The 12,855-nt window shown below is 61.7% G+C and carries 11 protein-coding genes and 1 pseudogene; 11 read left to right on the forward strand and 1 reads right to left on the reverse strand.

Annotation, left to right across the window (positions count from 1 at the left end):
- Positions 1-78 precede the first annotated feature (78 nt).
- The 11 genes and pseudogenes from L3X40_RS19110 to L3X40_RS19160 all read left to right on the forward strand — a co-directional run.
- Positions 79-261: pseudogene (locus L3X40_RS19110) on the forward strand (Lrp/AsnC ligand binding domain-containing protein); the annotation flags it as partial.
- The gene (locus tag L3X40_RS19115; protein WP_237367005.1) at positions 261-1,427 is read left to right on the forward strand and encodes a M20 aminoacylase family protein; all 1,167 of its coding nucleotides are present in this window, start codon (positions 261-263) and stop codon (positions 1,425-1,427) included. The pseudogene L3X40_RS19110 and the gene L3X40_RS19115, both read left to right, overlap by 1 nt.
- Before the next feature lie 207 nt (positions 1,428-1,634).
- Positions 1,635-1,784, forward strand: a complete 150-nt coding sequence (locus tag L3X40_RS19120) for a hypothetical protein (protein ID WP_237367006.1) — start codon at positions 1,635-1,637, stop codon at positions 1,782-1,784.
- On the forward strand, positions 1,781-3,331 hold the full coding sequence (locus L3X40_RS19125) for an ABC transporter substrate-binding protein (RefSeq protein WP_237367007.1): 1,551 nt from the start codon (positions 1,781-1,783) through the stop codon (positions 3,329-3,331). The genes L3X40_RS19120 and L3X40_RS19125 overlap by 4 nt, the downstream gene beginning before the upstream one ends.
- Entirely contained in the window at positions 3,331-4,311 is a 981-nt protein-coding gene (locus L3X40_RS19130) for an ABC transporter permease (protein WP_237367008.1), read from the forward strand. The genes L3X40_RS19125 and L3X40_RS19130 overlap by 1 nt, the downstream gene beginning before the upstream one ends.
- Positions 4,308-5,132 (forward strand): ABC transporter permease, encoded by an 825-nt coding sequence (locus tag L3X40_RS19135; RefSeq protein ID WP_237367009.1) that lies wholly within the window; start codon positions 4,308-4,310, stop codon positions 5,130-5,132. Before L3X40_RS19130 ends, L3X40_RS19135 begins: the two co-directional genes overlap by 4 nt.
- Positions 5,129-6,973: an ABC transporter ATP-binding protein gene (locus tag L3X40_RS19140; protein WP_237367010.1), complete on the forward strand. Its 1,845-nt coding sequence runs from the start codon at positions 5,129-5,131 to the stop codon at positions 6,971-6,973. Before L3X40_RS19135 ends, L3X40_RS19140 begins: the two co-directional genes overlap by 4 nt.
- Positions 6,974-7,819: a GNAT family N-acetyltransferase gene (locus L3X40_RS19145; protein WP_237367011.1), complete on the forward strand. Its 846-nt coding sequence runs from the start codon at positions 6,974-6,976 to the stop codon at positions 7,817-7,819.
- Between the two features lie 10 nt (positions 7,820-7,829).
- Entirely contained in the window at positions 7,830-9,017 is a 1,188-nt protein-coding gene (locus L3X40_RS19150; RefSeq protein ID WP_237367012.1) for an alanine racemase, read from the forward strand.
- A 2-nt stretch (positions 9,018-9,019) separates the two neighbouring features.
- On the forward strand, positions 9,020-9,418 hold the full coding sequence (locus tag L3X40_RS19155; RefSeq protein ID WP_237367013.1) for a RidA family protein: 399 nt from the start codon (positions 9,020-9,022) through the stop codon (positions 9,416-9,418).
- A gap of 141 nt (positions 9,419-9,559) precedes the next feature.
- Positions 9,560-11,023 carry an aldehyde dehydrogenase family protein gene (locus L3X40_RS19160; protein WP_237367014.1) on the forward strand — a complete coding sequence of 488 codons (1,464 nt, stop codon included), beginning with the start codon at positions 9,560-9,562 and terminating at the stop codon, positions 11,021-11,023.
- A gap of 42 nt (positions 11,024-11,065) precedes the next feature.
- On the opposite strand, the gene L3X40_RS19165 is transcribed toward L3X40_RS19160, so the two are convergent.
- The gene (locus tag L3X40_RS19165; protein WP_237367015.1) at positions 11,066-12,388 is read right to left on the reverse strand and encodes an NAD(P)/FAD-dependent oxidoreductase; all 1,323 of its coding nucleotides are present in this window, start codon (positions 12,386-12,388) and stop codon (positions 11,066-11,068) included.
- Positions 12,389-12,855: the final 467 nt, after the last annotated feature.

Below are 12,855 nucleotides of genomic sequence, written 5' to 3' on the forward strand. Positions count from 1 at the left end.
CTCGACCGCCATACCCACAGCACAGGCTTCAGCCACAACCCATGAACCTACCGGCATCAGCCGGTCTGTCATTCAGTCAGCGGTGGATACGACTATCTGCTGAAATTCGTCGCCAGAGGTGTCGCCCACTATCAAACTATCATCGAGGGCATGCTGGAGAGCAATTACGGGATTGAGAAATACTTCAGTTACGTGGTTATCAAATCACCGTTCATCAAGCACCATTACCCGATTCAAGACCTGTTCGGGAGTCAGAACTGATGGCAGGCCACGAATCGAATCTCGCCGATTTGATCACACCGCTGGTGGCACTGCGCCGCGATATTCACGCCCACCCCGAATTGGGATACAAGGAACATCGCACTGCCGCGCGCATTGCTGCCGAATTGCGTGCGGTCGGCCTTGAGGTGCACGAAGGCATCGGGGGCACTGGCGTTGTCGCTGTGTTGCGCGTTGGAGATGGGCCAAGAACCTTGGGGCTGCGCGCCGATATGGATGCGCTGCCGATTGACGAGCAGACGGGCCTGCCCTGGGCTAGCACGCGGCCTGGCTGCTTTCACGGATGTGGTCATGACGGTCACGTGGCAATGCTGCTAGGGGCGGCGCAACATCTTGCCCGCGATCCCGGTTTGTCTGGAACACTGCATCTGATCTTTCAGCCGGCTGAAGAAGGACTGGGCGGTGCCCGGCGAATGATCGAGGACGGTTTGTTTGATCGATTCCCATGTGAGCGTGTCTATGCACTGCATAACTGGCCGGGGCTTCCCGCGGGAACCATTGCCACCCGCGCCGGCGCGATCATGGGGGCGGCGGACAAATTCTCCATCCGCATCCAAGGCAAAGGCGGTCATGCAGCTCAGCCGCATCTCACGTCCGATGCGCTGCTTGCCGCTGCCACTCTTGTCCAGCAACTGAACACCATCATTGCGCGTGATGTTGAGCCTTTCGCTTCGGCAGTCCTTTCGGTGACGCAGATTCACGGCGGACATTCGCACAACGTCATTCCGGACGAAGTGCGGATTGAGGGAACCGTGCGCAGTTTCGATCCTGGGGTACAAGACCGAATCGAACAACGCATGGGGCAGATCCTGCGCGGAGTTGAGGCGGGCTTCGAGGTGTCCGCGGTCCTTGACTATGATCGATATTACCCCGTCACGATCAACGACGCCGATGCCGCTGAAGACGCTTTGGCAGTGGCTGCAACCGTTGGGACCGCTCAACGTGCGAGCGAGCCCGCTGCCACGTCGGAAGATTTCTCATTCATGCTGCAGCAGCGCCCCGGCGCCTACATTTGGCTTGGCCAGGCCCAGGGGGATGGTTCGCCGCCGCTGCACAATCCGCACTATGATTTCAATGATGAAGTGCTGGAAACGGGCGTTCGCTTGCACATTGCATTGGCGAGGCACTGGCTCCAATCGGCTGAGTGATTGCGCCCACCATCAAGCGAAAGGCTCGCCACAAGGCAGGCGCAGCATTGTTTGGCGAGGGCGGCACGACATGCTGCGCAGGGCGCGAAAAACCGCACCGAGCTTCGCCTCTCACCCGCAACTTGGGCACATGTTGCGCGGTAGCGATGGCTATATGTGGTCAGGAAGCGTGGGGTTTAGCGGCCTTGCAGCAGGAGTATTGACGAGATGATCACCAACAGTGTGAAATTCGCCACCGGCTTCCAACCCAAGTATATCAGCTTTGACTGTTACGGCACGCTCATTCGTTTTCGGATGTCGGATATGGCGCGGGAATTCTTTGCCGACCGGCTCCCGCCCGCTGTGGTCGGACTGTGACAGCCCTGTATCCACCCCTTACCCGTCGCGGCGTGATCGGGGCCGGACTGGCCGGCGCCGCACTGCTGGCGCTCGGCGGTTGCGGAGGCGGCAGAAACCCGCAGACCCCAAAGCGCGGCGGGACCATCCGGGTGGCGACCCACTCGTCGTCGACATCGGACACGCTCGATCCGGCAAGGGGTGGTACGGCGCTGGATTATATCCGGCACTTCATGCTCTATAGCGGTCTGACGTGTATCGAGGATGAAAAACTTACGCCGCAGCTTTCGCTCGCGCGTGCGATTGAAAGCGACGATCGCATCAGCTGGCACATCGATCTCCAGCGTGGCGTGCGGTTTCACGATGGGAGCGAACTGACCGCTGAGGATGTCGTCCATTCGCTGCTGCGGCACAAGGATCCCGCGATTGGATCGAAGATGTTGACCCTTGCCGCACAGTTTGCCGAAGTGCGGAGCGAGGGTCGCTACGGCGTTGTCGTGAAGCTGACCGGCGCAAACGCCGATCTGCCCAATTTGCTCTCCATGTCGCACATGCTGATCGTCAAGGCCGGGCAGACGCGGCCAGATGGAACCGGTACCGGGCCGTTCAGGCTAGAGGATTTCAAGCCGGGCGTGCGCACGGCACTGGTGCGCAACGCCGAATACTGGATACCCGACCGGCCAAAACTGAACAGGATCGAACTGATCGCAATTCCCGACGAGGTGAGCCGGGTCAATGCCCTGCTGTCCGGCGATGTGCAGATGATCAATGCCGTCAACCCGCGCTCGGTTCCACGTATCGAGGCTGATCCGAACTGTCGGCCAATGGTGACGCCGTCATCGCTCTATACCGATGTGGTGATGCGTCAGAACACATTGCCGACCGGCAATCCGGATTTTGTACAGGCGGTCAAGCTCATGCTCGACCGGTCTCTGATAAATCGGGCGGTATTTCGCGATTATGGCACCATTGCCAACGACCAGCCGATCGCGCCGTTCGCGCCCTATTTCAATCCCGCCGTACCCCAGACCGTGCTCGATACCGACAAGGCGCGCTGGCATGTCCAGCGCTCGGGCCTGACGGGTGTGCGCTTGCCATTATATTGCTCCACGGCAGCTGAAGGGTCGGTGGATATGGCATCGATCCTGCAGGAATATGGCTCACGCGTGGGGCTGAACTTCGCCGTGAACCGCATGCCCTCGGACGGTTATTATTCAACGCACTGGATGCGCCATCCGATGACCTTCGGGAATACCAATCCGCGCCCGACTGCGGATCTCATATTCAGTCTGTTCTTCGAATCGAGCGCGAACTGGAACGAGAGTGGCTGGAAGGATGAGCGGTTCGATCGACTGTTAGTTGAAGCGCGGGGAGTTGGAGATCAGGCGCTACGAGCGGAAATGTACGGCGAGATGCAACAGATTGTGCATGACAAGTGCGGCGTGGCGATCCCGGTGTTTATCAGCCTGATCGACGGCTACGATCGCCGTATCAAGGGTTTGAGGCCCATTCCTTTGGGCGCATTCATGGGTTACCGCTTCGGCGAATATGCATGGTGGGACGAGTGATGGCCGGCTCCGCTTCTTCCCGTCCCGCCTGGCTTGGCGTCATCCCGCTCATTCTGTACCGTGTGGCGTCCGCCCTGCTGACGCTGTTCCTGGTGTCGGCGGTGGTTTTCACCATCAGCGGGTTGTTGCCGGGCGACGCCGCGCAGGAAGTCCTCGGGCAAAGTGCGACACCGCAACAGGTGGTGGCATTGCGCCACGAAATGGGCCTCGATCAACCAGCACTGCTGCGCTATTATAACTGGCTAAGCTCCATCGCCGCCGGCGATCCCGGCGTGTCCTATGTCGCCAACATGCCGGTGCGGCAGATCATCTCGGATCGGCTTCCCAACACATTGATCCTGGCCGGTATCACGGCGGCCATATCCGTCATCCTGGCATTGATGATCGGCATCGTCAGCGCCATCTATCGCGGAAGCAGGATTGACAGGGTGCTCAATGTCATCACCCTGTCGTTGGTCGCTACGCCGGAATTCCTCGTCGCCACGCTCGGCGTGCTGCTGTTCTCGGTGAAACTGCAATGGTTGCCTTCGATCTCGCTCGCCCAGGAGGATGCAAGCTGGAGCGCGATGTTGCGCGCACTTGCCCTGCCTGTGCTCTCGCTGACCTTTGTCGTGGTAGCGCAGATGGCGAGGATGACCCGTGCTGCGGTCGCCGATCAGCTTGATCGCCCCTATGTCGAGATGGCACGCCTCAAGGGTGTGCCGTTCCGTCGCATCGTGCTGTTTCATGTGATGCCCAATGCCATCGGTCCTGTGGTGAATGCGATGGCGCTGTCGCTCTCTTACCTGATGGGTGGGGCGCTGATCGTCGAGACTATCTTCAATTATCCGGGACTTGCCAGCCTGATGGTGAACGCCGTGACAAGTCGGGATATGCCCTTGCTCCAATCCTGCGCGATGATCTTCTGCGCCGTCTATCTTGCCATGATGCTGGTGGCCGACGTGATTGCCATTCTCGCCAACCCAAGGCTACGCGCATGAGGGGCGGTATACTCGCAGCTGTACGATCATTGCCCGTTTCTGGCCGCGTCGGTCTTGCGCTTGTGATCTTCTGGTTGTTGATCGCCGCAATTGGGCCGATAATCGCTCCCTATTCCGTTGGCGCCTTTGTCGATCGAACCGTTTTCTCCGGCATGTCGCGCGCTTCATGGCTGGGCAGCGACTATCTTGGCCGCGATGTCTTGAGCCGGTTGTTGTGGGGTGCCCGCTATACGGTGTTCCTGGCCCTTGGCGCGGCCATGCTCGCTGTTGCGGTCGGCACTTCGCTGGCCCTTGTCGCTGCGATCCGTGGCGGTTGGGTCGACGAGGTCCTCTCCCGCTCGATGGATACGCTGACCTCCATCCCGTCGAAGATATTCGCGCTCGTGCTGATTGCAGCCTTCGGCTCATCGATCTTACTTTTGCTGGTGATCGCCGCGATCATCTATGTGCCGGGCAACTTCCGCATTGCGCGCGCGCTGGCCGTGAACCTGAACACGCTCGATTTCGTGCAGGTGGCCCGTGCGCGGGGCGAGGGTACGATTTACATCGCCTGGCGTGAAATTCTGCCCAACATGATCCATCCGCTTCTGACCGACATGGGCCTGCGTTTCGTGTTCATCGTTCTGCTGCTGTCGGGGCTGAGCTTCCTGGGCCTCGGCGTGCAGCCCCCTCATGCAGACCTGGGCTCGCTGGTGCGAGAGAATGTCTCGGGGCTGACCGAGGGCTCCTTCGCGATCATCGTGCCGGCGATCGCCATTGCGACGCTGACGGTCGGCGCCAACCTTTTGATTGATGCTCTCAAGCCGGGAGGAAAGGCGTGAGCGCGCAGAATCAAGACATCGCGGTAGAAGTCCGTGGCCTCGACATCGTCCTGAACGCCCCGAATGGTGACCGCACCGTCATCGTCGAGGACATTTCCTTCTCAATTCCGCGGGGCGAAGTGCTGGCGCTGATCGGTGAGTCCGGTTCGGGCAAGACCACCATCGCCCTGGCCTTGATGGGCTATTCGCGCTTTGGCGCCGATATCACCGCTGATTGCATGCGTGTCGGCGATATGCGCATCGACCGGATGAAGCGGCCCGAACTGCCGACAGTGCGCGGTCGGCGCATCGCCTATATCGCGCAAAGCGCGGCTTCGGCGTTCAATCCTTCGCGCACGATCCTCTCGCAGGTCATTGAGCCGTTGCTGGTGCATGGTCTGGCGGATCGGCGGACGGCCGAGGCACGGGCCATTGCGCTGTTCCGCTCGCTGGCTTTGCCATCGCCGGAAACCATCGGTTCGCGCTATCCCCATCAGGTCTCCGGCGGCCAGTTGCAGCGGGTGATGGCGGCGATGGCGCTGATTACCGAGCCGGAACTGGTCTTGCTCGACGAACCGACCACTGCGCTTGACGTGACCACGCAAGTGGAAGTGCTCAAGACGATCAAGGCGGCTCTGACCCAAAGCGGCGCAACCGCGATCTATGTCAGTCATGACCTTGCCGTCGTTGCACAGGTCGCTGATCGCATTGCTGTGCTGAAGGACGGTCGCATGTGCGAAGAGGGAACGGTCCGGCAAATCCTGGAAGCACCTGCCAGCGACTATACCCGCACGCTGATGGCAGCGGCACGTCCGCAAGCGCGACCGGACGCCGCAGCCGCGCCTGACAGCGTATTGACGGTCTCTTCAGTCAACGCCGGTTATGGCCGGATCAAGCATGGGCTGCCAGCGAAACCGGTGCTGCGCGATGTCAGCTTTTCGCTCCGGCGCGGCGCGGCGCTGGGTGTGATCGGCGAATCCGGTTCGGGCAAGTCCACGCTAGCCCGGGTCATCGCTGGCCTGCTTCCTGCGACGACGGGTAGCGTCGAGCTCGACGGAGAGCTCCTGCCGCGTGCTATGGCCGATCGAAGCCGCGAACAGTTGCGACGCGTGCAGATCGTCTTTCAACATGCCGACACGGCGCTCAATCCAGCCCAGTCAGTAGGCGAAATCCTTGCGCGGCCACTGGCATTTTACCACGGTATGAAGGGGGCTGCGGCAACGGCGCGCGTGGCCGAGCTGCTCGACCTGATCCAATTGCCGCGCGACGTCATTACGCGGCGCAGCAGCGAACTGTCCGGCGGCCAGAAACAGCGCGTCAATCTTGCCCGGGCACTTGCCGCCAACCCCGATGTGCTGATCTGCGACGAAGTGACCTCGGCGCTCGACACGGTGGTCGCTGCGGCGATCCTCGATCTGATCGACGACCTCCGACGCGATCTGGGTATCGCCACAATCTTCATCAGTCACGACATCTCAACGGCGTGCGCTTTCTGTGACGATTTGCTGGTTCTCTATGCCGGAAGCGTCGTCGAACTTGCCAGCCGAACGCGTTTTGCAGAAGGCATGCATCAACCCTATACACAATTGTTGATGGATTCCGTGCCGGACATGGACACCAGTTGGCTGGCCCGCAGAGGCGAGTCAGAGTCCCCCGCGCTAACAGGTCTCGCTTCACGCTTCGGGCGCAGCACACCGCTATGCCCGTTTCTGCCACGCTGCCCCGTCGCGCTTGCTGGCTCGTGCGACACAGCCTGGCCACCCCGTCTCAAACGGGAGGGCCAAATCATCCTGTGCCATCACGACTGGGATGATCTTGGCGCGCCACTGCATGATGCCCCATGTGAGGCAGGGATCCGGTAAATGACCACAGTTGATATCCAGGTGTCCGCGCTCGAGCCCGGAGATCTCGTCCAGGCAAAGGGCCTTTCGGACGCGCTTGGCTGGCCATACCGTCTTGAGGATTGGATCTTTGCTCATGGCTTGGGCGAAGGGCTGGCCTTGCGTCAGGGGGGACGCCTGATCGGCACCGGCATGCGCTGGAATTACGGACCCAGCTTCGCAACAGTCGGCATGATCATCGTTGACGGCGCGTTCCAGGGTCGCGGTCTGGGTGCGCGTCTGGTCGACGGGTTGCTGGAAGGTGCTGGCGACCGGTCGGTGATACTCAATGCCACCATGGAAGGACTGGAGCTTTACCGCCGTCGCGGTTTCGTGAGTTTTGGCCTGACCTGTCAGCACCAGGGCATTGCCAAGCCAGTGCCAGCGTCGGACGCTGCTTGCCGCATCGGGTTTGCCCGGGATGCGGACTGGCCCGCTTTGATCGAACTGGACCAGATCGCAGCCGGCATGCCGCGTCGTCGCCTGCTGGAGGCCTTGGCCGGATGCGGCGTGGCCAGTGTCCTGCGCGGAGAGGATGGCGGGGTGCGCGGCTATGCCGTCTGCCGCGAATTCGGCCGGGGCCATGTTGTCGGCCCGGTGGTGGCGCAAAGTGCAGACAAAGCCGCGGCGCTGATCGCACATGCCATGTCCGGTCTTGTCGGCCGGTTCGTGCGGGTCAACACGCCGGCACTGTCAGGTCTTGGCACATGGCTGGAGGCGCACGGTCTGCTCCAGGTCGACACCGAGGAGGCGATGGTACGCGGAACGCTTCCAGAAGTCTCGGCGCAGGCGCGCATTTTCGCGCTTTGCAGCAATTCGCTTGGCTAGGAACCATGTCATGAACGATATCCTGAGTTCCACTCCCGCAGTTTCGTCGGAAGCCGGGACGCAGACGCTAGACACCTTGTCGACGCCTGCACTGATCCTCGATCGCGACCGCATGGACCGGAATCTCACACGCTTGAAAGGGCTGATGGCCGGTCACGGCGTGACGCTGCGCCCTCATCTGAAGACCGCGAAGTCGATCGACGCGGCACGGCGGATCTTCCCCGACGGGCCCGGTCCGATCACGGTATCTACTCTGGCCGAAGCCGAATATTTCGCGCGCGAAGGCGGGTTCACCGACATCACTTACGCAGTCGGCCTCGATCCGAACAAGGCGCTTCGCGCGGCGCAGATTCACGCTGGCGGCGTGGATCTCAAAGTAACGCTCGACACGCCCGAACAAGCGCCAGCGCTGGGCGCGGCGGGCAAGGCGACCGGATCTTGCCCCGCAGCCTTCATTGAGGTCGATTGCGATGGCCATCGTGGCGGTATCGCCCCTGATGATCCCCAACTGATCGTTGTGGCTCAGGCGCTAAAGACTGCTGGTGTGCCGCTTGCCGGGGTACTCACTCATGCTGGCGAATCCTATAGTCTGCACGATCCCGAAGCACTGGCAGCCGCTGCAGAGGCGGAGCGTGCGGCCGCCGTCGATGCGGCGAATGCGTTGCGCCGCGCCGGGTTCGATTGTCCCATCGTCAGTGTCGGGTCGACCCCGACCGCCCACTTTGCCCGTGACCTCACCGGCGTGACCGAAGTGCGCGCCGGGGTGTTCATGTTCTTCGACCTCGTCATGCACGGGATCGGCGTCTGCAAGACCGACGATCTGGCGATTTCGGTGCTGACAACCGTGATCGGCAAGAAGCCGGAAAAGGGCTGGATCCTGGTCGATGCCGGCTGGATGGCATTGTCGCGCGATCGCGGCACCAGCAACCAGGCTGTCGATCAGGGCTATGGCATGGTGTGCGACCTTGCCGGGAAGCCCTACGCCGATCTCATTGTCGATCAGGCAAGCCAGGAGCATGGCATTCTGGCGCTCAGGGCGGGAAGCTCTGCCACGTTGCCCGACTTGCCAATTGGCGCGCGCGTGCGAATCCTGCCCAACCATGCCTGCGCAACCGGGGCACAGCACGCGGGATACAATGTCGTGGCAGATGGCAAACCGGATATCGTGGCCTATTGGCCGCGCATGCGGGGGTGGTGAACATGTCCCGCATCGAACCGATCATCGTTCCCGACAGTGCTGCGCCGGCCGGGCATTACAGCGCGGGAGTTCGCCATGGCGGCCTTGTCTATGTTTCCGGCCAACTCGGTGTGCGGCCCGATGGTTCTCACACGGCCGATCGGCCCTTCGAGGAACAGGTGCGCACTGCGCTGGCGAACGTGCTGCGCGTGCTTGCCGCCGCAGGCCTTGGTCCCGAGGATCTTGTCAAGGTGACGGCCTATATCGTCGGGGTCGGGAACTGGCCCAGGTTCAACGCCATTTACGCCGATGTCATGGGCGCGGCGAAACCGGCGCGCGCAGTCGTGCCGGTGCCCGAGCTGCACTATGGCTACCTCATCGAGATCGATGCGATCGCCGCCTGCCGGGACGATGCCCTGTGAAGCTCATGTCCTGCTGGCATGACACAGCGCCCGCTTTTGTCGGGGGGAGAACGTTTGAGTCCGGCAGCAAGGCGGACATTTCGGCAAGTCCCGGTTCCTGCCGATCCTTGGCGCCAAGTACAAATTTCAGGACATGATTCGATGACAGACCCCATTGCCCATCTTAGCGCTGCCGCTCTGCTCGGCCAAATTTTTGTCGGTGGAGTATGGCGCGTGCCTGCGGGGTCTGAAACGGCGACCGTAACCAACCCCGTCACCGAACGCCCCATGGCAGACATTGCGCTGGGTAACCGGGCGGATGTCGATGACGCGGTAGCAGCGGCGCGCGCCGCCTTTCCGGGGTGGGCCGCGACCGCGCCGGAGGAACGCGCGCGCTGCCTTTTTGCCATCCACAAGCTCATTCTGGAGCGTGCTGAGCTGTTTGCCGAGGCGATTTCACTGGAAATGGGTGCTGCGATCACCTTCGCCCGCATGGCCCAGGTGCCCCTGGCGGCCGAGCACGTTCGTGTGGCCGCCGAGAACCTGGCGCACTATCCCTTCCTTGAAATGCAGGGCAGCACCGCCATCGCGCGTGAACCGATCGGCGTCTGCGGACTCATCACCCCCTGGAACTGGCCGCTGTACCAGATCACCGCCAAGGTCGCACCCGCCCTTGCTGCAGGGTGCGCGGCCGTGCTCAAGCCCAGCGAGCTTTCGCCGCTCAGCGCGTTGCTGTTTGCCCAGGTGGTGGAAGAGGCAAGGGTGCCGGCGGGCGTATTCAACCTGGTCAATGGCACTGGACCAGAGGTTGGCGAGGCAATGTCGCGCCATCCGGACATCGACATGATCTCGCTCACCGGGTCCACGCGCGCGGGAGTGCTCGTGTCCAAGACGGCTGCCGAGACGGTCAAGCGGGTCACGCTGGAGCTGGGCGGCAAGTCGCCGAACCTCATCCTGCCCGATGCCGACCTCAATAGCGCAATCGCGCCCGGGATCGGGTCGTGCATGCGCAATGTCGGCCAGTCCTGCAGCGCGCCCACGCGGATGATCGTGCCGCGTGGCGCCTTGACAGAAGTTGAGCGCATCGCCGCCCAGACCGTGGGACAGTTCGTGGTCGGAGACCCCCTTGCGGAATCCACGACGCATGGACCCATTGCGAACAAGGCCCAGTATGACCGGGTGCAGCGCATGATCGCGGTCGGCATCGCCGAAGGGGCGAAGCTGGTCTGCGGCGGTCCGGGGCGACCCGAGGGGCTGTCCTGCGGCTACTATGCCCGGCCGACTGTGTTTTCCGAAGTGAGGCCGGACATGGCTATCGCGCAGGAGGAAATCTTCGGCCCGGTCCTGGTCATCATCCCTTACGATACGGTCGACGAGGCGGTCGCGATTGCTAACGACACGGTCTATGGCCTTGGCGCTCACGTTCAGGGCACCGACATGGCGCAGGTTCGCGCCGTGGCCCGCCGCATCCAAAGCGGGCAGGTACATGTCAACTATCCCGCCTGGGACCCGCAGGCCCCCTTCGGGGGCTACAAGCAGTCTGGCAACGGCCGGGAATATGGCGTTTTCGGGATGGAAGAGTTCCTAGAAATCAAGGCGATACTGGGATATGGCGACCCTGCCTGAGCGGCAGGCAATCATCATTTTGCCCGCCGCCCCTGCCTGATATCAGAGTGAGCCGACCTTCAGCTTCGACCTGTCCACCAGCCGCGACAGGCGGAAATGACTGGGGTCGACTGCTGGCGTATCATTCCGGATCAGTTGCGACACCAGATAGCCGATGCCCGGTCCCGTGCCGAAGCCGTGGCCCGAACAGCCTGCGGCAAGAAAGAGCCCGCTGACCGCATCGACGCCTGAAATGACCGGCACCGCATCCGGCGTGCAATCCACGAACGCACCCCAGGCATGGTCGATCTCGACACCGGCCAGTTCCGGGAAGGTTCCGCGCACATTCTCGATGATGCTGTCCACAAGCCGCCGCATCGGCGCGGGGTCGAGCACACGGTTTTTTTCGAACAGCCGATCGTCGTTGGTCAGCAGGGCGCCGATCGACTCCGGGCCCGAAAACATCGACTTGCCGATGGACGGTTGAACCGCTTTGATCCGCTGGATGAACTGCGGCAGGAACTCACGCGTATAGCGCATGCCTTGCGCCGTCAGCTCCAGCGTAGCCCGCCCGCTGATCGCCGCCGTGTAGCTGCCATCGAGCCGACGGGTCATGGCGAAATCCGGGCAATAGATGACTTCGCCGACATTGGCGGTCGGCTTTGTCCGCAGGGCTGTCTGACGCACGGCTGCCTGAGGAAAGCTGATTCCGTGCGGGCGAAGGAAGCGCGAGGCCCATGCGCCAGCTGCGCACAGCACGGCGCTAGTGCGGATATAACCTGCTTCCGTGTGGATGCCCGCGATGCGTCCGTTGGTGATATCGAGCGTGCGGGCCGCACAAGCCTGGTGAATGGTCGCCCCGTTGGCGCGTGCGCCAAGGGCGAGGACCGGCGCGGCCAGGGAGGGTTCGGCCTTGCCGTCGTCGACCGAATGGAGGCCGCCCCGCCACTTGTGCCGGGTCTCCGGAACGCGCTCCGCCGCTTCGGCAGCGCTCAGCATCCGCGTGTTGACGCCGAACTCGCGCGCGACGGGCAGCCACGATTCCCATTGCGCCAGCGCCTGCTCATCGAAGGTCGCATAGACCAGGCCGGTGCGCCGAAAGCCGAGATCTCGACCGATTTCATTCGCCAGTTGATCCCACAAGTTCATGGAAAGCACTGACAGGGGCATCTCCCGCGGATCGCGGTTCTGTTGGCGGCACCAGCCCCAGGTCCGGCTCGATTGTTCGCAGCCAACATAGCCCTTTTCGATCAGGGCCACCGAATGCCCCTGCTTTGACAGAAAATAGGCCGCTGCAGTGCCAACAATCCCACCACCCACGATCACCACGTCCACAGCTTCCGGCAGTGTTTCATCACTGACAATGCGTTCTATGGCTGGGGACATGGCGGAACCTCGCAAGCTAATAAAAATCGACTAAAATCTGTGCACGTGTGGAACAGATAGTGCTGACATCAATCCATATGCCATTCCCCTTCCGACAGAATGTTTCAAATAGACATGCGAAAGCAGCAGATGCACTGACTTTTGCCAAAGATGCTAAACAATCGTGCCTGCCATAGCTGGAATATCGGGCGAGGCCCCGACCCTAGATCGACAAGTTTCCTGGCAATCGATCGGCAGCATATGCCGCAAGCCGAGACGGAGGGGAGCGATTGCGTTGCATGGAATTCCAACTTCCAATGCAAATGCCGACTGGAATCTTACAATCTAGCCGCATGGAGTATTTAGAGTCCTCTTGGAGGAGGAACCCCTCCGACTTCAGTCGGATACTGGCTTTAGAGTCCTCTTGGAGGAGGAACCCCTCCGACTTCAGTCGGATACTGGCTTTAGCCTTAGACTCGGCCAGTAGC

Source organism: Rhizorhapis sp. SPR117 (assembly GCF_021742065.1).